Annotated in this window: 22 protein-coding genes and 1 pseudogene; 19 read left to right on the top strand and 4 right to left on the bottom strand. The window is 45.8% G+C overall.

Annotation, left to right across the window (positions count from 1 at the left end; translation table 11 throughout):
- The first annotated feature begins 58 nt into the window (after positions 1-58).
- From GC101_RS35685 to GC101_RS03885, 3 genes are all read left to right on the top strand, one after another.
- Positions 59-544, top strand: a complete 486-nt coding sequence (locus tag GC101_RS35685; RefSeq protein WP_216626436.1) for a hypothetical protein — start codon at positions 59-61, stop codon at positions 542-544.
- Complete coding sequence (locus tag GC101_RS35680; RefSeq protein ID WP_216626435.1) at positions 513-833, top strand: DUF4085 family protein; 321 nt, start codon at positions 513-515, stop codon at positions 831-833. Before GC101_RS35685 ends, GC101_RS35680 begins: the two co-directional genes overlap by 32 nt.
- A 143-nt stretch (positions 834-976) precedes the next feature.
- Positions 977-1,276: a hypothetical protein gene (locus GC101_RS03885; protein ID WP_171716141.1), complete on the top strand. Its 300-nt coding sequence runs from the start codon at positions 977-979 to the stop codon at positions 1,274-1,276.
- Between the two features lie 188 nt (positions 1,277-1,464).
- Here GC101_RS03885 and GC101_RS03880 read toward each other — a convergent pair whose 3' ends face one another.
- Positions 1,465-1,683, bottom strand: coding sequence for a helix-turn-helix domain-containing protein (locus GC101_RS03880; protein ID WP_171716140.1), 219 nt, complete (start codon positions 1,681-1,683; stop codon positions 1,465-1,467).
- Between the two features lie 656 nt (positions 1,684-2,339).
- On the opposite strand from GC101_RS03880, the gene GC101_RS03875 reads away from it, so the two are divergent.
- Both GC101_RS03875 and GC101_RS03870 read left to right on the top strand, forming a co-directional pair.
- Positions 2,340-3,032 carry a hypothetical protein gene (locus tag GC101_RS03875; protein WP_171716139.1) on the top strand — a complete coding sequence of 231 codons (693 nt, stop codon included), beginning with the start codon at positions 2,340-2,342 and terminating at the stop codon, positions 3,030-3,032.
- Positions 3,033-3,065: 33 nt separating this feature from the next.
- Positions 3,066-3,974 (top strand): GIY-YIG nuclease family protein, encoded by a 909-nt coding sequence (locus GC101_RS03870; RefSeq protein ID WP_343049578.1) that lies wholly within the window; start codon positions 3,066-3,068, stop codon positions 3,972-3,974.
- Between the two features lie 334 nt (positions 3,975-4,308).
- Here GC101_RS03870 and GC101_RS35975 read toward each other — a convergent pair.
- Positions 4,309-4,815, bottom strand: a pseudogene (locus GC101_RS35975) (SDR family NAD(P)-dependent oxidoreductase).
- A 1,093-nt stretch (positions 4,816-5,908) separates the two neighbouring features.
- Between GC101_RS35975 and GC101_RS03855 the strand changes: the two are divergent.
- From GC101_RS03855 to GC101_RS03840, 4 genes are read left to right on the top strand one after another with little or no spacing between them, the layout of a single operon-like run.
- Positions 5,909-6,901: a hypothetical protein gene (locus GC101_RS03855; RefSeq protein WP_171716137.1), complete on the top strand. Its 993-nt coding sequence runs from the start codon at positions 5,909-5,911 to the stop codon at positions 6,899-6,901.
- Between the two features lie 13 nt (positions 6,902-6,914).
- The gene (locus GC101_RS03850; protein ID WP_171716136.1) at positions 6,915-7,175 is read left to right on the top strand and encodes a helix-turn-helix domain-containing protein; all 261 of its coding nucleotides are present in this window, start codon (positions 6,915-6,917) and stop codon (positions 7,173-7,175) included.
- A gap of 29 nt (positions 7,176-7,204) precedes the next feature.
- Positions 7,205-7,891 (top strand): hypothetical protein, encoded by a 687-nt coding sequence (locus GC101_RS03845; protein ID WP_171716135.1) that lies wholly within the window; start codon positions 7,205-7,207, stop codon positions 7,889-7,891.
- A 26-nt stretch (positions 7,892-7,917) separates the two neighbouring features.
- Complete coding sequence (locus GC101_RS03840; protein ID WP_171716134.1) at positions 7,918-8,979, top strand: DUF5808 domain-containing protein; 1,062 nt, start codon at positions 7,918-7,920, stop codon at positions 8,977-8,979.
- Between the two features lie 132 nt (positions 8,980-9,111).
- Here the strand turns inward: GC101_RS03840 and GC101_RS03835 are convergent, their stop codons facing one another.
- Positions 9,112-9,330 (bottom strand): helix-turn-helix domain-containing protein, encoded by a 219-nt coding sequence (locus tag GC101_RS03835; protein ID WP_171716133.1) that lies wholly within the window; start codon positions 9,328-9,330, stop codon positions 9,112-9,114.
- 104 nt (positions 9,331-9,434) lie between these two features.
- Here GC101_RS03835 and GC101_RS03830 point away from each other — a divergent pair, with 104 nt between their 5' ends.
- From GC101_RS03830 to GC101_RS36880, 10 genes are all read left to right on the top strand, one after another.
- Positions 9,435-9,767 carry a DUF6809 family protein gene (locus GC101_RS03830; protein WP_171716132.1) on the top strand — a complete coding sequence of 111 codons (333 nt, stop codon included), beginning with the start codon at positions 9,435-9,437 and terminating at the stop codon, positions 9,765-9,767.
- A 524-nt stretch (positions 9,768-10,291) separates the two neighbouring features.
- The gene (locus tag GC101_RS03825; RefSeq protein ID WP_171716131.1) at positions 10,292-12,100 is read left to right on the top strand and encodes a cache domain-containing sensor histidine kinase; all 1,809 of its coding nucleotides are present in this window, start codon (positions 10,292-10,294) and stop codon (positions 12,098-12,100) included.
- Positions 12,101-13,735, top strand: coding sequence for a response regulator (locus GC101_RS03820; protein WP_246354141.1), 1,635 nt, complete (start codon positions 12,101-12,103; stop codon positions 13,733-13,735).
- A gap of 201 nt (positions 13,736-13,936) precedes the next feature.
- Positions 13,937-15,325 (top strand): ABC transporter substrate-binding protein, encoded by a 1,389-nt coding sequence (locus GC101_RS03815; RefSeq protein ID WP_042138230.1) that lies wholly within the window; start codon positions 13,937-13,939, stop codon positions 15,323-15,325.
- A gap of 105 nt (positions 15,326-15,430) precedes the next feature.
- On the top strand, positions 15,431-16,333 hold the full coding sequence (locus GC101_RS03810; RefSeq protein WP_171716130.1) for a carbohydrate ABC transporter permease: 903 nt from the start codon (positions 15,431-15,433) through the stop codon (positions 16,331-16,333).
- A 13-nt stretch (positions 16,334-16,346) separates the two neighbouring features.
- Positions 16,347-17,183: a carbohydrate ABC transporter permease gene (locus tag GC101_RS03805; RefSeq protein ID WP_171716129.1), complete on the top strand. Its 837-nt coding sequence runs from the start codon at positions 16,347-16,349 to the stop codon at positions 17,181-17,183.
- A 56-nt stretch (positions 17,184-17,239) separates the two neighbouring features.
- Positions 17,240-18,250, top strand: a complete 1,011-nt coding sequence (locus GC101_RS03800; protein ID WP_171716128.1) for a glycoside hydrolase family 130 protein — start codon at positions 17,240-17,242, stop codon at positions 18,248-18,250.
- 37 nt (positions 18,251-18,287) lie between these two features.
- On the top strand, positions 18,288-20,246 hold the full coding sequence (locus GC101_RS03795) for a carbohydrate-binding protein (protein ID WP_171716127.1): 1,959 nt from the start codon (positions 18,288-18,290) through the stop codon (positions 20,244-20,246).
- Between the two features lie 203 nt (positions 20,247-20,449).
- Entirely contained in the window at positions 20,450-20,746 is a 297-nt protein-coding gene (locus GC101_RS03790; protein WP_171716126.1) for a hypothetical protein, read from the top strand.
- Between the two features lie 2 nt (positions 20,747-20,748).
- Positions 20,749-20,880 (top strand): DUF1871 family protein, encoded by a 132-nt coding sequence (locus GC101_RS36880; protein WP_171716125.1) that lies wholly within the window; start codon positions 20,749-20,751, stop codon positions 20,878-20,880.
- Positions 20,881-21,084: 204 nt separating this feature from the next.
- Here GC101_RS36880 and GC101_RS03780 read toward each other — a convergent pair whose 3' ends face one another.
- Entirely contained in the window at positions 21,085-21,303 is a 219-nt protein-coding gene (locus GC101_RS03780) for a helix-turn-helix domain-containing protein (protein ID WP_036733492.1), read from the bottom strand.
- Between the last annotated feature and the right edge of the window lie 601 nt (positions 21,304-21,904).

Genomic DNA, 21,904 nt, shown 5'->3' with positions numbered 1-21,904 from the left:
CGGTGGCAGGCCTGATTTGTCTATGATTAGGAAATAGTGGAAAGGGGAGTAAGCAGCGGTGAGGTATTTGACACAAGAGTGGTATGAGCTGTGCCAGCGGAGAGGGCTTCATTTCGGCAAGAGTGTACATAGCGGGGCAGCTACAAGTGACGAAGCACTGTATACAAGGCTGTATGCGAAAAAAGAAAAAGAATATGAAAAGCAAGAGCGCGATTTCTACGTTGTAGATCCGCTATTTATGCTGGAGCAAGATGGGGCAGAGCTTGTACCCGCAAGGAAGTTATTTGGCGGTGAGGAGATCAAAGAAGAAGATATCCTGATCTATCAGATGCCGCCCGAAGAGAGGCTGTGGATTAAGAAATTAATTGCAGACTATGATGTCCGGCCAGCTTTTGACGTCATAAGCAGCAAGCAAAAGTTCAAGGAGATTCACGACTGGAGCTGTATTGAGGAGGCCGCACGGCTGCCGGAAGAATTAGTTGAGCAGGTTGCCGATATTCGGATATTCACGCTTGGATACTGTACGAAGGAAGTTCTCCGATGATATCAAAGACCAATTTCTTTTCCACGACTGTACAGTCACCGGGATTAATGCTTCAGAAGATATGGTTATCCGGCTGGATACGCAGGGAGGATTCACCAATCTGAATCAGATTACACTCATTAAACCTGAGATTGTACGGCAGGACGAACACATTGTGGGCAGCAGCTGGCTGTATGAAGAGCTGTATCGGGTTAATGATGGATATGAGGTACATGTATTTTTGTCAGGAGCAGCGGGGATGCAGGAGCTTATTGTGCGGTGTGGGGATATTGTGGTGGAGGAGAGGTGAGGTGAAATGGATCTTTAATCCAGGTGTGTTGAAGTTGAAATTACAGGAATTTGGTCAGTAGATTGTATGTATGGACCTGGAGCGCAAAGTGACGAAATAGTTATATTTCAATTCAAGAAAATGGATTCGGCTGGATTGAACTAATGAACTGGGACTCTATTTCTATAGAGACATTTCATTGGACGGTTGCAAATGCTAAATTGAATATTAAAGGTGAACTATGCTCAAGCAATTATGAAGAACCCGAATCCTCAGATCTTAATCTGGAGGACATAGAATTTTCCGTAGCCTATGAGTTAACACCATCGGGTAAAACAATGCAAGTCATCGATTTTTCGAAACCGATTTTTCTGAATAATACGAAATTTGGATTGCTGGAGAAACAGGTGCAGGATGACCATTTTATTCAACGGCAGAAGTTGTTGGAAGATAGATTGGATTAGATATGTAGAGACTGTTTCTATTGTTCAAGTGCATTCCCATTCTAAACCGTTTCACAAAAGATGTTTTTCTTTATGTAAATAAAATAAGGTCCTGTTCTCATCACACGAGCTTGTTTTGCTGCGAATTATTTTATATTGGTGAGATAGAGCTAAGTGTTATTGGTCTGCCCCAGGCTGTAGTCGATGTTTTAACTCTTAGGATAAGGAGCCTTCTGATTCGTCCTATTTAATAAATAATCCGTACTCGTCTGATGAAAATCCGCCAAATTAATCAGAATTGCCGTAGGGATATCTACATCACCGCGTTCATAATTACTGTAAATTCGCTGGCTACATTGCAAATATTCGCCCATTTGTGTTTGCGTCATATCTTTGTCTTCACGCAGATTACGGATACGTTGATACATCGATTGCACCTCCAAAGCAAGCATATCTTAGCGAATTATTCGTTAATATGATGAAATAGAGTACTCAGTATGTACAAGTTGGAGCATTCAAAACAGCAGTGCTAATAATCAAGTATCTGAACACAGGAAGAACTTATACATAATTGAAATTAACATTTTTGAAAATAAGGCTGGAAAGGAGAGGACTATGAAGAAGCATGAAGCGGGTAAAGGAGAAAAGAAAATCAATGAGATTCCGACTAAATCGCATCACTTGATAGACGAACTACTTGCGGCTGAGAATTTGGGGGATGCTCAGGGGAAATAGGTTCCTGCAATAAAACAAGCTTTAGCAATGGGGGAAGTTGAGAAACTATTGAAGCTCCGGGTGAAGTTTCCCTATTCTTTTGAGTATTCATTGAATTTTTTGCGGAAGGAGGAGCGGGAGGTTATAAGGCAGAGGTGCCAGCTTGAATGGGGGTGAACGCGAGGATTCAACAAACAAGGATTAAGCGAAGGCAATCGACATATAGAAAAAAATTAATGTATGAAGAGCCGGATGTGATGTTAGCACTCCGATTTTTTCTATTTTGCAGGAAAAAAATAGATTTTTGTAGAAATAATGAAAATGATGGTAGTGGGTATACCGTTTGAAAATAATATCCGAGGTGATTAAAGTGTTTGTTGAAATCGAGAATTCGAATCAGAGGATTAAAGTTGATTTATATCCAACGGTTGAATATGAAGCAGGTGCAACGTTTCATGATTTTCCGGAAATGGAGTTCAATGCTGATACCGGGCCAATTTATCATACAATTAAAGTTACTTCATCTCTTGAAATGATACTGGAAGAGTGTAAAGGAGACGAAACACTAGAAAAACAAATTTCCGAAAGATATTGGATTGATAAAGAGGAAGACAAAATCATAATGGCTAAAATGGTCATTACTGAGTTTCCAAATGATTGGAAGGAAAGAATTGATGAAAGCTGGGCTTATTGGCTTGATGCTCTAGATGGCGATCATGCGGTGATTGGTAATAGAGCAGATGAAATACTGGAACGTGACCTTTATGATGATCCTTTTGATTGTGGTAGTTTGTTTTATGTTCAAGATTTAGAGATTCATCCTGAATATAGTAGTAGTGGGTTTACTATTGATTTGCTTAAATATACATTTGAATATTTGATAAGAGATAGAAATGGAATGCTTTTTGTTATTCCACAAGAACGGATTACCGAAGAGGCTGAGAAAGATAGAAAAAATAAAACCAAGAGATTGATTGAGTTTTATGAGAAGTCTGGTTTTGCCAGAGCCTTTAATTCAGCCAATGAAGATGTAGTAATGGAAATTGATTTGAGACTATTATAGTGGAACGCTATATCAGAGGACTAATACTAAGGAGTGAGTACTATTCAGACGCGTGGTAAAAGCATTAACCTATTTCTTATGGATGGAACTATTAGCGGACGTATCAAATGTACTCTAGCAAATTGGACTGGCATTGCCTATAAAATTCCCCGTATTGAACTCGACAAATGTAGAGGACTTGAAGTTCTTAAGCAAAGCGGAGTTTATTTTTTGTTTGGATTATCTGATGATACCGGCGAATCGGTTGTGTATGTAGGGCAAGCAGGTGTGAGGAAAAACGGAGAGGGAATCTTGTTCAGGCTGCAAGAGCACAAGCACAATCCTGTCAAAGACTATTGGACTGAGGCCATCGTATTTACAACATCTAACGATTCGTTCGGCCCAACCGAAATCAGCTATCTTGAGCATCGCTTTTGTAATCAGGCAATTGAAGCAAAACGTTATGTGGTTAAAAATGGTAATAGCCCTACACAAGGCCATGTAACTGAAGAAAAGGAGAGTGAACTTGAAGAGTTCATTGAATATTCTAAGATTGTCATGGGAGCGATGGGGCATAAGGTCTTCGAGCCGTTAATTTTAAATAAGATTACAGCACCTACACTATTGGAGGAAGTGCAAGTTGTAGAATTATTACTATATTTAAAGCGAAAGAGCAAGAAGAGCGGACAAATTATTGAAGCGCAATGTAAACGTACTAGTGAAGGGTTTGTTGTGCTCGCAGGAAGTCACATTGAAATGATTGATTCTGAATCCATCCCACCAGGAGTTAAAGAGAAACGAAATAGTGCTGTAATTGACGACAATGGTGTACTTACAAGAGACATATTGTTTGGAAGTCCCTCTTACGCTGCAGCATTTGTTGTAGGTGGGCATGCAAACGGGCTAACTGAATGGAAAACATCAGATGGACGAAAGCTCAAGGATGTTGAAGATAAAGAGTAGCTGTTAACTTGAGAGTAGCTCATATTTATTGAGTAATTCAGAATGCATCAACACTTCGGAGATGGCTTCAAAATATATTTGGAAACTCTCCGGTATAAGATTTTTTTCAATATAAATTTAGGAATTAGTGAGATAAGCTTCATTGTACTTGGGAAAATAAGCGGTTTATTGTTGGAGTGACCCTTCACAGCTGACCTTGCAACCAAATTGGGCGGCATCAACGCATTCTTTTTATTTGTGTTGCCCGCATGCTGGAAGAAGCTCGTATCCGTATCGCCAGGGCATACGCAGCTAATTGTAAGTTGTGTATGTCTCATTTCATACTTTAAAGCCTCTATGAAAGTTTAGACAAAAGCCTTAGTGCACCATACACGCAATAATAAGGCAAGGGATAAAGGGCAGCTACGCTTGCTACATTTAGAATGGAACCTTTAGAAAGTTCTAAAAGATCGGGAAGAAAATAATGGGTGATTTTCACCAAAGCATGAATGTTAAGCTCTATCATTCTTATTTGCTCGTCGACATCCAGCCGTTCGAACTCTCCAAACATACCTGCACCAGCGTTGTTTACAACTGTGTCGATTAGGATATTCCTTTCCTTACACCATTCATATATAAGAGGGGGATCCTATTTCTCGGTCAAATCAATGGAGAGCCACAATACCTGAATTGGATAACACTCCATCAATCTTAATGTGGTTGCTTTTAATGCGTCTGCCCTTCTTGCAATGCACACTAAATTAGCTTTTTTCTTAGCGAATTCTTCAGCTAGCTTTTGCCCGATACCACCACTTGCCCCTGTAATTAATGTGTAAGCTTTGCTGCTCTGAATTGAATCCATAGGTATTCTCCTATCGCTGATTTTTATCAAATCATACTACAAGAAGCAGGATATTTCTTTTGCATTTGTTAAATGTTTCTGAGTTTACCTCTAATAGGAGAAAGTAACCTTGGACAAAATAATTAAATATATAAAAACTTGTCCCTTTCCTGCTATTAAGACTATTGAAGGTAAGAGTGTGAGGGGAAGGTTGTCAATGAGTATGTACAGATCGATACATTTGGTCTTCTCGTCGCTGAGATTTATGAAGAAAACGGAGACATCCGAAAGAGTGATCCTATTGACCTCGGCGTAAAGACTGCTCATTCTCGCCATGTCAGATCGTTTATTAATGTACTGTGCAGAACCCCTATCAAGAATAAAGAATATCAATGTAATTCGTGATGCAAATGACGAGGAGGCTGCGTCAGATACCTGGTGTGCTGGCTGGCCCGCTGCACTTGTTAGTGCAGCGAGCACGCAACTGCGAAGGAATTTATCCGCTTCCAATATACCTCCAATAAATGAGCACGGGAGCAAGAATCGGGATAAGCTGCTTAAGAAGCTGGAGCAGATCCACGATCTTCCAATCGATCACCACAAAGGAGGTTTCGATGTTTAAAGGCTCTAGTGCGTACTTAAAATGTGTTCGATCATTTATTCATACTAATCGAGAAGAGGTCAAGTCATTAGTGTCTTATAGCCTTTCAATGAAATACTAACTAAGTTATCAGAGCAAGATATCAACGTAAAAGCTTTCAACCCTTGGTGGCGTTGAGTAACCTATCAAACAAAAAAACTTAGCCGTTCGAAAGCAGGTCCGCTTATTCATTCTTGAAACCAATGACGCTTGTCGGCTGAAGCAATTGATTATGTTCTCCTGATTGACCCTGTGGGATTTTCCATGGGGCATTTGTTGTATTTACCTACTTTTTCGGTTGAATGAGGCGTGGAGTCATCCTTGACAATATTTTGCAAATGGCGTACTGTAAGTAGTAAGTGATAAGTGATAAGTAGTAAGTAGTAAGTAGTAAGTGATACGAATTCAAAAAAGTTCTTCATACACACGAATCACGAACCGGCTTATCTAAATCATGGGTAGGGGTGGATAGCTATGATGGATTTGAAATTAGCACAAAGCTTTGCGTTGGTCGCATTAAATGCACAGAGTAGTCTTTACATGACTAATGCGAAGAAAGTGTCTTTGCGTTCTATGGCTGCGGCGGTTATTTTGGAGGCCTACTTAGAGGGATGTTCTACACAAGCTGATAACGGGCTAACTTTCCGCCAAGAAGTTCTTGAAAAGTCCAGTTCAACGCTATACAGGGAAACTGTTCTATTACCCTTGCTCCATAATCATGCTGTGGTACAAGGTGATCTGGAATGGTGGCTGAAAAAAGCTTCCATGCTGTCTAACAAAAAATTAAAGAAGTTTGAAATCGCGATATCAGATTATCTCAAGGCAATGAATGTGTTGGAAGAAATCCCGAGTCTGTTAGGGAGCGACATGTATTTCGATTCAGCGGGTGTTGAAATGAAAGCCTATCGCAGCCATAATGGGGTTTATACAAGCATTACAGAGAACCTTCGGGCAGAAATTCTGGAAGAGGGAACGGTAACAGATGAGATCATTTGCATGCTGTGGCTGCTTCGCGAAAGCGGATGTATGCATGATTTCTTCTCACGGAATGAACTGGAGAAGATCAATACCAGAATGCACGATCTATACCGTAGTAACTTATGGGCAAAGTCATTGTTTCGGATCCAAATCCATCATGGAATTGAGTTAGGAATCAAGCAGTTCCTGCAAATGAAGTCCTTGTTTGTGAAGACATATGCGGGCAGTAGTATTAATTTTTTCTTCCCTTTCCTTGAGCGGTCACAGGCTGTCTTTGTAGAGACAGAGGCTTGGTTCGATAATTCTAATAAAAGGCTAAACACCGTCCTTACAAGACTAGAGTCCTATGGACATGAGGTTAAGGTGATTGAGAGAGGTTCAATTGCGACTATCCAGATTGATAATTTGTTATACGATGCGATGCCGCATTATGTGATGATGAGAGTACCGATTCAAGGTGTGCGTCTTGTTCCGAAGCGCCCACTGTAAAGGAGTTGTATCCATGTCTAGGCAACGTTCCATGGAGGCGATTCTGGCCTCTGAGCATGTGTCAATAGGTGAATTGGTAAGAATCACAGGTTCCCGTTATAGCACGCTGAAACATTACACCGAAGAAGGTATGCTGCCCTTTGAACAGGCTGAAGAGAATTTAACCCGCAGATATAGAAGAGAGGAAACCGTCGCACGCATTATTTGGATAAAAGAGCTGAAAGCGAACGGTTTATCTATCCCGCAAATTAAAGAAGCTATAGATGCTTTATAATGATAAGAAAGTTGAAGGTGGCTTATATAATGAAGGTTAAGATTCTATTTGTATTATTGACAATTTCATTAGCAATAAATGCTGTGATATTTTATGGATTATCTAAATATGATTTAGTTGAGAAAGGAAGTACTCAATTACCTAAAACAAGTATGACAGAAGATTCATTGAAATTACTAGATAAAGATGTCATAGAAGCGAAAATAAAATCTGGTTACGGATATATCTATAGCCTAACGGATGATCAAATCATGAAGGCGATCAATGAAGGGAAAAAAGATGGTGCATATTTTGGAGAAGACTTCAAATTACCCTTATTATCATCGACCAGCAACGATAGTACATTTGAATACAGGGACGTATTTATTAATACACCTTACAGATTTGTGGCAATACATTCAAGTAATCAATACGCAAAATATGATAGGACGTCATCTATAGAAGAAGTGTGGAAATTTATCAGCTATGATCATATTTCATTCTCTGCTTATGTGATGCGTGGATGGGCTAAAATGTTAGCCATTGAAATGATACAGGAAGGTAGAATAATACAACCATACAAGACTGAAAATAATGCGAATGGAGATATGAAGAGTGTCAGTTTTTCAGTCAATGATATAGATTTTCGGGAACCTGCTTCTTTGAAAATATTTGAAAAAAGTAATCCTGAAAAATATGCAGAGTATAAGATCGCTTTCGAGGATTATGTGAAATAATATCCATGTAGAATGAGGTGAATGATATGACGATACTGCCTGTTATAATATTTATCCTAGTATTTGTACCTTCCATTGTACTCATCGTGAGTATGCCGTATTTAACAAAAAAGACGATTAGTTTCGGAGTCACCGTCAGCGCTGTACAATTCCTCAGTGAGCCGCTGCGCCAGATGCGGAGGTCATATGCCAGGATTAGTGCTATTCTACATACCATCCTATTCATTGTTGGCATCCTATGGCTAATCTACAGTGATGAACATTCCAAGCAAATCAGTTGGATTATTATTACCTATGCACTCGCCATGCTCGTAATCTCCCTTGTCATTAATATTAGCTATCATTTTAAAATGAAAAGTGTACTGCCCACGCTGCCTATTGCTCCAGGACCATCAATCATGAAAGTGGACACTGGATTGCAAAAAAGAAACATTGGCTTGTCTAATTATTGGTTCTTCATTCATGTTGTCATTGTGGTTGTTAATATTGTATTTGTGCTCCGCAACTACGATCTGATTCCTGATCAGCTTCCAATTCATTATAACAGCAGTTTGAGCATAGACCGCTATGCAGCTAAATCGTATACCTCTGTGTTTATGACTACGCTAATTCAAGGGCTCGTAATACTGTTGTTCCTATTTGAGAATTGGAGTATTCGCAGAGAGAAACAGCAGGTTAGAGAAGACGTAACTTACCGCCGGGCTTGGTCGTGTTTTATGATTACAGCCAGCTTCCTAATAGTGATCCTGTTAGCCGTCGGGCAGCTCAATATGATATCTCTGCTTAACATCAATTTCGCTATCCCCGTTATCCTAATCATAATAGCCTTTATCATCCTATACGCCCTCGCCTTATCGTTCTGGGCGGGTCAGGTCGAAAGCCGCTTGGAGCGATCTGCCGATAGCGCCAATGTCAGACCTGTCCATGATGAAGATAAATGGAAATTAGGTATGATTTATTTCAATCGCAAAGATCCAAACCTAATTGTCGAGAAAAGGTTCGGAGTCGGCTGGGGATTAAATTTCGGTCACCCAGTTGTCTGGCTGATTTTGCTCGGAGTTATTGTAGTGTTAGTTGTGGTGCGCTAAGAAAGCTTTAAGTGATGGTACTAACGTAAAACAAGCTCATGTGGTTCGTCACTGGGCTTGTTTTTGTGCTGCTTAAGATCTTTGTCTCCGTCTAAACTGCGGATTTTTGTATGCAATGATCATTATTCTAATTTAACCTTTGGGGTAGGGTTTCTTTTGGTTTGTTTGGTTAAGCAAATAGTCCGTACTCGTCATATGAAAATCTGCCAGCTTAATCAGAATCGCGGTGGGAATATCGACATCACCACGTTCATAATTACTATAAATCCGCTGGCTGCATTGCAAATATTCAGCCATTTGAGTTTGCGTCAAATCTTTATCTTCACGTAAATCACGGATACGTTGATACATCTGGAACACCTCCAACGCGAGCATATCCTAGCGAATTATTCGCTATTGATTTTTAGCGAGAAATTCGCTAAGATAATTAAAAGATGATTGGGGAGGGATGACAGGTGAGCCTTTTGGAGGATTTATATTACCGGAAAATCTGTTCAAGTGAACGAATATGTTCCGGTGATCCTGAATATGCACAGAACAATAAGGTATTCTTGGAACATATGTACATCCTACAAGCAAGGCTATCTCCAGAAGACTTTACTATGATCGAAGAAGCCATGGAATTGACCGACTTGCAGATCTTTATCTCATCCGCTTCTGCCTATACGCTCGGATTTAAAATGGGAGCTGCGATGATAATAGAAGTATTAGAAGATAAGGAAGAACTTATACAGACTAAGGAGAAGTTAGTCCTAGAACAAATAAAGTTGGATAGGAGAGAGTTATGATACTTTTAATTCCAAACAGCATATGTTGATAGACGAGCTTCTTCAGGCAGAAAGTTGGGGCATTGTTCAAGAGAAGTGGGTTCCTGCTATTAAGGAAGCTATTTCCATGGGAGAGGTTGAAAAGCTGATTAAACTTAGGGCCAAGTTTCCATATTCTTTTGAAAATTCATTAAAGCATTTGAAAAAAGCGGAGCGGGAAATTATTCGGAATAGTCTGAGGTAAACAAGCCATGCGTATAAATACTTACGCATTGGCTTGTTTTTATTTTGTTAAGGTTTGGGTTTGTCTTGTGTAACTGGTCATAGTTAAAAGTTTCATGCTTCATAGAATCGCCCTGGAAACCGTCAGTTTGGCTAATTGTATTATAATTACTCAATCGCGCAGCTTCCCGTCAACCTGAGCCATGATTAGTGAATCCGCTAAATAATCATGCCCTGTCTTGACGCCGGGCTGGAGCAGCCGTATGGTACAAGTGACAAGAACATACAAACATAGGGAGGTACATGCTCAAGAAGGGGGAACTATGAATACATTCACAGCCTATGCAAGGCAGATCCGGCGGCAGATCGCCAGCAGGTATTACCGGATATCCATCAAGCAGCGGATTCTGTTCTCGTTCATCGTGCTGATCACGCTGTCCATCAGTGCGATGGGCAGCTTCTCGTATTGGATCGCCGCGCAGGAGATTGAGGATAATGCTTACGCCAGCAGCCAGGAAACGGTCAGCAAAACTACCCAGCTGCTGGATTCCCGCCTGAATGATGTGGCACTGTCCGTGCAGTCCCTGATGCTGAGCGATGCGTACCGGAAGATGATGATGGATGTGCTCAGCCATGATGTGTCGAATTATTATGTGCATCTGTCGGATCTGCAATATGTGCTCTCACAGGCGACGTTTAATCAACCGATTATCGAGAATGTGCTGATCGTCACGCCGATAGGCGACTTCTACTCCACCACGCAAATCCGCGCGCAGGATAACTCGTTTTACGGCTCGGAATTATATGATCTCAGCAAGGAGCAGCCGGGCGGCTACTGGGCCAAAGGGCATTATGACCGGCTGTTCACGGGCAGCCAGCGGGTCGTCTCCTTCGTGGTCCGGGGAATCTATGAATACCCGTATACGCCGGTCAGCAATGTGTTTATCGTCGTCAATATCCGGGAGAGCCGGATTGACGAACTGCTGAATCAGGGCGGGCAGCAGCCCGGCCGTAATTATTACCTGATGAGCGGGGAGGGGGATGCGGTGGTGGAGTCGCGCTGGCCGTTCCGCGGCAGATTTCCCTGGAAGCCGGTGCTTGCGGAAGGCGGCGCAGCAGCCGAACCGCAGGAGCATACCTACAGCTATGGCGGCAAGGAGTATCTGGTCAATTATAAAAGCTCTGCAGCATCTCCTGACTGGATCATCTCCGGCATGCAGTCGCGCGACCAGCTGCTGGGCAAGCTGGAGAGGGTGCAGCGCATCACCCTGTATGTAATCGGTGTCTTTCTGCTGACTACCTGGCTGATCTCTAATCAGCTGACGTCTGTGCTGCTGAGGCCGCTGTTCAAGCTGCGGCGGCTGATGCGCAGGGTCGAAGAGAACCAGCTTAGTGTAGTTTATGAGAGCCGCTATGAGGATGAGGTCGCCCAGGTCGGCTTTCAGTTCAACCGGATGATGTCGGAGATTAAGGCACTGATTGAGGATGTGAAGTCGAAGGAGGAGGACAAGCGGCATGCGGAGATCCGGGCCCTTACCGCGCAGATGGAGCCGCACTTCCTGTACAATACGCTGAATACGATTTATTGCAAATCGGTATTGGGCGTGAATGAGGATGTGAATGAGATGATCCTGTCATTATCGCAGATGTTCCAGATCGGGCTTAGCGGAGGCAAGGATCTGATTACCCTTGAGGATGAGCTGTCCCATGTGCGGCAGTATTTCTCCATTCAGCAGAAATGCTATGAAGGACTGTTTGAATACAGCATTACGGTTGAGGATGAAGAGCTGCTGTCCTGCCCGCTTCCCAAAATCATCCTGCAGCCGGTTGTGGAGAACAGCATCCAGCACGGGTTCAGTGACCGGTCCGGGGGAGGCCGGATTGACATCACGGTCAGCCGGGAGCTGGAGATGCTGCATATTACTATTACCGACAACGGGCGAGGGCTCGATGCCGGGAAGGTTAGGCAGGGAATGAGCAACGCCCCGCAGTCCAAGAAGGGCTACGCCCTGTTCAACATCAGACATCGCCTGGCGCTCTACTACGGAGAGGAAGCCCTCATGGAAGTGGACGGAGAACCGGGCAAGGGGTCGCAGACGGAGCTGTGGATTCCGTTAAGAGAGGAGCGATAGATGATGGACCAGAAGCTGGAGCCGGGAAGGTTCAAGTTATGTATCATCGACGATATTAAAAGTGTGGTGGAGATGATCTCTCGCAAGCCGGCGTGGCAGGAGCACGGTATTGAGGTCGCCGGCACGGCGCTCGACGGTGAAGAGGGGCTGCGGATCATCCGCGAGACCCGGCCCGATATTGTGCTGACCGATATCCGGATGCCGAGAATGGACGGGCTGAAGATGACCCGGGCGATACTGGAAGATCTGCCGGACTGCAAGATTATTATCCTTAGCGCCTACTCGGAATTCGCTTACGCTCAGGAAGCCATCCGGCTGGGGGCGCTCGATTTCGTGAAGAAGCCTTTTTCGCTGGATGAGATTGTGAATGTGGTGCTGAAGGCCAAGGAGCTGTGCCGGGAAGAACGGCAGGAGACTGCGAGACTGGCGGTGATGGAGTCCAAAATCAGGGAGAGCCTGCCCATCCTCCGCCAGGAGTATCTGACCTTCCTGCTGCATCACCAGACGACAGAGGCGGATGCCCGGTCCAGGTGGGCATATCTCGATATCCCGCTTGCGCAGCATGACTTCTTCGTGTTTGTCGCAGAGATCGATCATTTCGCCGAGAAGCTTCAGGGCCAGCCTGTGCAGGAGGTGGAGCTGCTGCGGTTCAGCCTGCACAATATTCTCGAAGAGACGATTTCCGCCTGGACCCGCGGTGTGATTATCCGCGAGGCCACAGACCGGTATGTCTGCATCATGAACGGCTCGGCCCCGGATACCGCTGCGCTGATAACGGAGGCCTGCTGCACGAATGTAAGCCAGTTCTCCCGTAATACACTCTCTATTGGCGTGGGGCCTGGTGTATCAGCGATTCATGAGCTGGCTACAGCCTACAGGCAGGCGCTGAGCGCTCTGGGTTATCATTTCTATACCGGAGGCAACGGTGTATATCATTACGGCAATATTGAGAATAAGCCGCTCTCGCTTCACAGCTATTCCGCCGCCGCCGAGCAGGAGCTGCTGTTTGCCCTGCGTTCCGGCAATTCCGGCAAAAGCCTGCAGGTGCTGGACCAGCTGTTCTCGGAGCTGCTGGACAGCGAGCTTTTGCCTGAGCCAAGGTATGTCGAAAGCGTCGGCTATGAGCTGAGCTCCAAGATCTGCCGGGTTCTGCTCGAGCAGTTTCCCTATGAGCAGGTGGAGCCGCTGGAGCGCGGAATTGAGGCAATGAAGAACCGGGTGCATCCTTCCCTTCAGGATATCCGGAGCCTGCTGTCCGGGCTGTGCCGGGAGGCCTGCGCGCTGGTGGAGGAAGCCCGTTCCCTGGAATCCACGCGGATTATCCATCAGGCGATCGCTTATATCCGGAGTCATCTGGATACGGGGCTGTCACTGGAGCAGGTCGCGAAGCAGATTAACCTCAGCCCAGGATATTTCTCCAACCTGTTTAAGAAGGTGCAGGGGGGTTCCTTTCAGCAATACGTGATGCATGAGAAGATGGAGAAGGCCAAGTCGATGCTGATCGGCGGCCTGCAGGTACAGGAGATTGCCCAAGATCTCGGCTACGAGCACAGGCGCTATTTCAGCGAGGTGTTCAAGAAGTATACAGGAATGACCCCGTCGGAGTTTAAGCTGCATTACCTTGGAAAAGAATAAAGAAGGACAAGGGAGGGGCTTCCGCCAAGCGGAGAGTCACTCCCTTTTGTATGATGGGCAGCTTCCGCCCGGCAGTGTGCCGGCAACTCCACCAGAAATCTGCCCTCAATGTGGGCTTACCCGCCTTATGTGAAAGCGTTACCCATTCTATAATCAGGTTGTAAGTTAAATTCAGCAGCGATAAATAAGGGGGCACTACCAATGATGAAGCGTACGCTAATGACATCTATGAGCCTGGTTCTGGCACTTGGCCTGGCAGCCTGCGGCAACGGTAACAGTGGCGGCGGCAATGCAGCAGAAGGCTCAGGAGATGCAGCGACAGGCGGTTCAGGGGAAAAAACCAAAATCAGCTACTGGACGGGCGACCGCCATGACGCCGATTTCGTGAAAGAGAAGGTGGCCGAGTTCAACAGGGCCAATACGGACGGTATTGAGGTGGAGCTGGTCGTCAAGGGCGATGACTTCGATACCGCACTGGATCTGTCCTTCCAGACCTCGGATGCCCCGGATGTGATCCGGGTGAAGGAGAACACCATCCAGACGTTCTACAAGAAGGGCTTTCTCGCGCCCATTGATGAATTCCTCACCGATGAGCTGAAGGCGAAGTTCCCGGCCATGCCGGATCTGAATGAATTTGACGGCAAACGTTACAGCCTGCCGAACTACGGAACGACGATGCGCCTGGTGTACAACAAGGACCTGTTCGCCAAAGCGGGCGTCGAGAATCCGCCAACCACGTTGCAGGAGCTGGTGGATACAGCCAAAAAGCTGACCGAAGCGGGTAAGGCTGACGGCGCTTACGGCTTTGCACTGAATTTCAAGAGTCCCTCCAGTGCATTCGCACGTTCGGCACGGGTCATTGCGGAAATGAGCGGTTATGGCGGCTTCGGGTATGACTTCAAGACTGCCCGCTACGATTTCAGCGGCCTCGAGCCGATTATTAATGCCTTCAAGCAGATCAAGGATGACGGCAGCATGCTTCCGGGTGTGGAATCGTTGGATATCGATCCGCTGCGGGCCCAATTTGCCGAAGGCAAGATCGGAATGTATATCTCCTACTCCTCTGAGCCTGGTGTGTACAAGAACCAGTTCCCGGCCAAGATCGACTGGGCTGCGGCTCCGGCACCTACAATTGACGGCATGGTGAAGGGCGCTTCCGGCTTCCTCGGCGGCCAATGGCTGAGTCTCAGCTCGAAATCGGAGAATAAGGAAGCGGCCTGGAAGTTCATGCAGTTCATGTACGGGGATCAGGTGCTGACGGATTATCAGGAGAAAGGCTTCGGCATCTCCATGGTTCCATCCATCAGTGCGGTTGCCGCAACACCGGATGTCAACGGTATCGAAGGCTTCCTTCCCAATAAAAATGACGGGGTATGGCCGATCTATCCGGCGGTTGCACCGGAGGGCATGAAGTCGGATGACGCCTTCTTCAAATATATGCTCAATGGCGGCGATCTGAAGGCGGTCATCGCGGATTTGAACAAGCGTTATAATGCTGCGCTGGACAGCGCCATTGCCAATGACGGAATCAAGGCTGAGCCGGATGCAGGCTTTGATCCGGCCGGCCTGGGCGGCAAGTTCGCCAAGTAACCGGAAGGCGAAACATAGAGAAACAGGTCAGATGACGGGGATGGGGAAGCTGCGTTCTCCACCCCTCTGCTCTGACCGTAAGGGAAAGGAGCCGGAAGAAATCAGATGAATAAAACAAAAAATGCCTTATTCTCATACAGCTTTATCTTTCCAAGCGCCCTTCTGACTATTGTGCTCGGAATCTACCCGATTGCCTGGGCGTTCCGCTACATGTTCTATGACTATAAGGGTTATGGAACGGCCCGGTTTACCGGTCTGGACAATTTCAGCCGCATTCTGAAGGATACCCAATTCTGGGATTCGGTGGTGAATACCTTTGTCTATGCAGGCGGCAAGCTGTTGATCACGATTCCGCTGGCTCTGCTGCTGGCCGCAATCCTGAACCGGGGGCTGCGGGGCAGACAGCTGCTGCGGGGGATTTTTTTCATGCCGACCGTCATCAGTACAGCCGTTATGGCTGTCGTTTTTTTTACCATTTTTAACTCGTATAACGGGATTCTCAATCAGTTCCTGATCAAACTCGGTCTAAGCGATTCCGGGATTGACTGGCTGGGTCCGAAGTATGCCATGCTCACCGTCATTCTGGTTGCGGCCTGGGGCGCGGTCGGGAACTATATGCTGCTCTTCCTCGCCGGTCTGCAGAATATTCCTGAGGATGTGTATGAAGCCTCTGCCCTGGACGGGGCAAGCAAAATCCAGCAGTTCCGCTACGTGACGCTGCCGATGCTCGGACCTGTAATGCAGATGGTTATTATGCTGGCGATCATTACCGCCCTGAAGGGCTACGAGAGCATTATGGTTCTGACCGAAGGCGGCCCGGTAGGCAAGACGGAAGTAATGTTCCTGTATTTATACAAATTATTCTTCCCTATAGGCGGGGGGAGTGCCGGAGTTCAGGTACAGGAGTTCGGATATGGAAGTGCGGTCGCCTTTGTGTCCGCGATAATCGTCGGGATCATATCACTCATTTATTTCTACGCCTCCCGGCGGATGAATCAGACCGATTGAGGAGAGACGCGAGATGCGAATAAGAACCATATTGGGCAACACTGTACTGTGGATTTTTCTGCTGGCCTTTGCTTTTATCACCCTGATTCCGGTCGTCATCACCGTGCTGGGCTCCTTCAAAACGAATGCCGAGCTGACCACCGGAGCGACCTTCCTGCCAAGCAGCTGGCACTTCTCTAACTATGCTGAAGCCTGGCAACAGGCGAATTTCTCCAAATATACGCTAAACAGCCTGATTATTTCACTGTCGGCGGTAGTAGGCACTTTACTGGTTTCTTCCATGGCAGCTTATGTGGTGGACCGGATGGACTTTTTCGGCAAAAAAATATATATCGGCCTGCAATCCTTCACCATGTTCGTGGCCGTGGGGGCGGTGGTGCTGCGTCCGCAATTCGATCTGATGGTTAAGCTTCATCTGCACAGCAGCCTCTGGGGCGTAATTCTGATCCTGATCTCCGCACACGCGTCGATATTCTTCATTCTGTTCAGCTTCATGAAGGGAATTCCCCGGGAGCTGGACGAGGCGGCGCTGATCGACGGCAGTTCGCTCGGCCGGACCTTCTGGCGGATTATTCTGCCGCTGCTCGGACCCGGACTCGGCGTAGGTGCGCTGTTCACCTTCCGCGGCGCGTGGAATGAATATCTGCTGCCGCTCGTGTTCACGATGACGAAGCCGGAGCTGCAGACGCTGACTGTCGGGCTGGCGAACCTGAAATACGGGATTTCGGCCGCTTCCCAGACCCACTATATGATGGCGGGCGCCTGCTTGTCCATTCTGCCGATTCTCGTGGCCTATCTGTTCGCCAACAAATCCTTCATGCAGATGACGGCCGGTTCCCTCAAAGGGTAGCGGTCCGGACCTGCGCAACCCATATTCCATATTTAACATTCAAGGAGGTTCACCCCATGACTCAACACGCTCCGGCAATTCTGCAATCTGCCCCGTTCATCCGGCGGTATCCGGGCAATCCTGTGCTGGATGCAACGAAGGTTCCTTACCCCACCGCACTGGTATTCAATGCAGGTGTAACGAAATTTAACGGCAAGTATGTGATGATCTTCCGTAATGATTACGGCTCACTGGTCGATCAGACGCTTGAGCCGCACCACACCACGGATCTCGGCATTGCTTACAGTGACGATGGGCTGAGCTGGACCGCCGGCCCGAAGCCAGTGTTCAAAATGCATGACGAGGAAATTATCCGCGCCTACGACCCGCGCCTGACCGTGATCGGCGGCCGTTGTTATATGTGTTTTGCCGTGGATACGCACCATGGCATTCGCGGCGGAATTGCCGTTACCGATGATCTGGAACACTTCGAGGTGCTCAGCCTGTCTACACCGGACCTGCGCAATATGGTACTGTTTCCCGAGCCCATCGGCGGCAAGTATGTCCGGCTGGAGCGTCCCTTCACGGTATACAGCCGCGGCGGCCGGGACCGCTTCGATGCCTGGATCTCCGAGTCGCCGGACCTGAAGCATTGGGGCAACTCCAGCCTGCTGCTCGCCGTCGAGCAGGTGCCGTTTGCCAATGACAAGGTTGGCCCGGCCGCACCTCCGGTCCGGACGGATAAGGGCTGGCTGACCACCTTCCATGCGGTGGATGTGGACCCGGCCAGAGGCAAGCAAGGTTGGGAGGACACCTGGAAGAAGCGCTATACCGCCGGAATTATGCTGCTGGATCTGGAGGACCCCCGCAAGGTGATCGGCATGAGCAAGCATCCGCTGCTGGCACCGGAGACAGACTATGAGATTGGCGGGGGATTCCGCAATCATGTGATTTTTCCGGGAGGGATGATTCTAGAGGATGACGGCGAGGTCAAGATCTATTACGGCTCTGCGGATACGGTGGAATGTCTGGCAACGGCCCATGTGGACGATCTGCTCCGGCTCTGTCTGGAGCCGGAGCATAGATAAGAGTGTTTTCTAAAAAATATGAAAGAGGTGTTCATTTATGCTAAAAAAGTTAAAATTATTAAGTTTAATTGTTTGTATGCTCGCCAGTCTTTTAGCTGTCGTTCCTTTGACAGCAAGTGCAGCGGGTACAATTGTAAGTTATCCGTTACCGTCGATATATACCACGACCAATCAATACACGGTAACAGCAGACTCTACCAATATACCGGTAATCGACACTTCGGAGGTATTTGTAAACTATAATTATTGTAATTTCTCTTTTTCAGGTACGACTACAATCACAATTACAGCAAGCGAGCCAATCAATACCTATAATATTTCCCCCAAAGCTTTGGGAATCACTGCAGCCAAGAGCGGAAATACACTTACCTTTACACTTTCATCACCAACCTATCTTATCGTTAAAATCAATAACCTGAAAGATCTGGTGATTGCGGCAGATGCTCTTGAAACCAATGTTCCGGCTTCATCCGGTACAGGGATATACAATGTTAAAACCGGGTACGGTGCCGACAGTACCGGTGCCACTTTGGCTACAACTGCCATACAAAACGCCATTAATGCGGCTAACGCAGCAGGCGGCGGTATAGTATACGTTCCAGCCGGCGTGTACAAGAGCGGTAACATTGTTCTAAAAAGCAATGTTTCGGTTTATCTGGAGGGTGGTTCTGTGATAAGGGGTTCAGGAAATCCAAGCGATTACACTACCCATTTCCATAAGAATTCTCTGAATAAGGATGGAACCTGGTTTATTTATACCGAAACCAATGCCAACAATATTAAGATATACGGCAGGGGAACGATTGACGGCAATGGCCATTATATGAGAAATACAAACAATTATTTGAACAATATTCTTGTACCCTTGCAGTGCAGCAACTTCACGGTTGACGGCATAACCATCAGAGACAGTGGTGGCTGGGCTACAATCGTTACAAGATCTAATAACGTAACCTTCCAGAATACCAAGCACTTCAACAACAATGAACTTGATTATGAGAATGATGCAATAGACATTCAAGAGAGCCAGAATGTACTCATTAAGCACACTGTAGCAGTATCGGAGGATGACACATACTCATTTAAGACATGGGATGTAGCCACTACGGATATCGCTGCAAACTGGCCGGGAACTCCTGAAAACCAGTCAAATGTAGTTGTCGATGATGCTTTGGCTTGGAGCAGATGTGGAGCATTCAAGGTTGGAGATGGAGTGAAACAGCTTCAGGATGGCATAGTTGTTAAAAACTCTTATGTATACAGATGCTGGCGCGCTTTAGCAGTCGGTCATCTCTATGGGACTCCAGCAGCACAAAACATCGTATTTGACAATATAGATGTAGAAGGCTTCTGGCCAAGATCCGGTGTTCACTCCAGATGGTTGGATCTTTCGGCAAAAACCGGTCCGATCAAAAATGTGGTTTATAATAATATCAATTTACGCGCTTTAGGTGAAGTTTCAATAATGAAGGGTTGGAGTGACACATCTACGGTCTCCGGAGTGACATTAAACAATGTTCGCGTCGGTGGAGTTGCGGTAAATAATTTGACAGATTTGAAAATAACAGATACGAACAGCTATGCTGCAGAGCCAAAATTCAACACATTGAAATTTGAAGCGGAAGGCTATAACCTTAGTTCAGGTGTTATGTCCTATGAGTCAAGCACGGACGGCGGGCTGGATGTGGGTGGAGGCAGTAATGGCGACTATATAGCATTTAAAAATGTAGACTTTGGCAGTACAGCTAAAACAAGTATTGATATGAAGGTTGCATCCGCTAATTCCGGCGGAAGGATCGAATTCCACTTGGATAGCCCTACAGGCACTATGCTGGGTTATTGGACGGCCGAAAGCACAGGCGGATGGCAGACATGGTCCCTCAAGAATATCCCGCTTAATGCCGGGACAGCGGTAGGAACCCATACGGTATATGTTACTTTTGTGAAGTCAGACTCAACCACAGTTGCAAATTTAACTTGGTTCCAGTTCAAATAGACCAACTAACACAAAAAACAGCAAGTCTCCTAAGTGAAGTGAAATAGGGACTTGCTGCAGGCATCCAAGTGGAATACACAATATGAGGTTGAATTCTGTATTAATCCTGGAATTTGTATAGAGGCCATCTTTTCCAACAGTCGTAAGCTCAGTTCTACAGATACGCAGTTACTGAACTAACGAAGAACGAGCAGTGATACAAAATGACGAGGGATTCTAACGTCGAACAACTTAAACAAAGGATAACGAAAGACGTTACAGAATATATAATCCATCATCTGTGGCAGGTTGAAGAGGTTGAAGATATCATCGGGGTAATGGAGTTAAGGGAGAAAGCTGGAATCTACGAGAACCCGTATCATTTAACAGTGCTCTATTGCTTAACAGGTGATTTGGAACAAGCACAGGCACGTATGACCAAAGTGTATAACGAACTGAAATTGGATTCTCAAAAAGAATTCTCCGCAGGATTGGCTCTGCGGTTAGGGCTGCATGTGTAAACATGGCTATAGCTGGGGGAACAGTCGAAGAACTAGCCAGAAGCATACAAGAAATATTTTCTTCCAGTTATGGCGAACCCTTTGGGTATGAGGAATGCTTTAATGTAGCAAAGCAGATATGGAAAGTAAAATAAGGTTTTTTATTTATAAGGTATTAAATTGAAGTAGTGGTGCCAATAAAAAAGCTCATGGTGATAGCCAATGAGCTTTTTTCTATGAGCCGGAACGTTGTCTTAGCGTAAGCCGCAGATTCTTAATATTCATCAACCAACGAGTGTATAGATGAGATGAATCATTTTGAATCCTACAGCATCTACGCTTTATTCTAATTTTCTAATTTAACTTTTGGAGTAAGGTTTCTTTTGGTTCGTTCGATTAAGCAAATAGTCAGTACTCGTCATATGAAAGTCTGCCAGCTTGATAAGAATCGCCGTGGGGATATCGACATCACCGCGTTCATAATTACTATAGATTCGCTGGCTGCATTGCAAATACTCCGCCATTTGAGTTTGCGTCAAATCCTTATCTTCGCGTAAATCCCGGATACGTTGATACATATCGAACACCTCCAACGCAAGCATATCTTAGCGAATTATTCGCTATTGATTTTTAGCGAAAAACTCGCTAAAATAATCAAGAAGATGATGATTTGGGAGGGGGTATAAGTGAGTCTTTTAGAGGACTGCTGCCTATACTCTTGGCTTCATAATGGGAGCAGCGATGCTCGTAGAAGTATTGGAACATGAGGCAGAACTTATACAGACTAAGGAGAAGTTGATTTTGGAATAAATAAAGTCGGATAGGAGAGAGTTATGAGACTTCTAATTCTAAGTTGCCTATGTTGATAGACGAGCTTCTTCAGGCAGAAAGTTGGGGCACTGTTCAAGAGAGGTGGATTCCTGCTATTAAGGAAGCTATTGCCTTGGCAGAGGTTGAAAAGCTGATTGAGCTTAGAGGTAGGTTTCCATATTCTTTCGAGAATTCATTAAAGCAATTGAAAAAAGCGGAGCGGGAATTTGTTCGAAATAGCCTGAAATAAAACAAGCCGGTGCGTGAGTGGTTATACGCATCGGCTTGTTTTTATTTTGTTAAGATTCAGGCTTGTCTTGTGTAGAATAGTTTGATTTGGGGAGAGGTATGTCCATTTCGGCCTCGTTT

This window comes from Paenibacillus phytohabitans (genome assembly GCF_013141775.1).
GTDB classification, from domain to species: Bacteria; Bacillota; Bacilli; order Paenibacillales; family Paenibacillaceae; genus Paenibacillus_AQ; species Paenibacillus_AQ phytohabitans.
The sequence above is the reverse complement of the archived record's forward strand: the minus strand, read 5'-3'. Positions and strand labels throughout refer to the sequence as shown.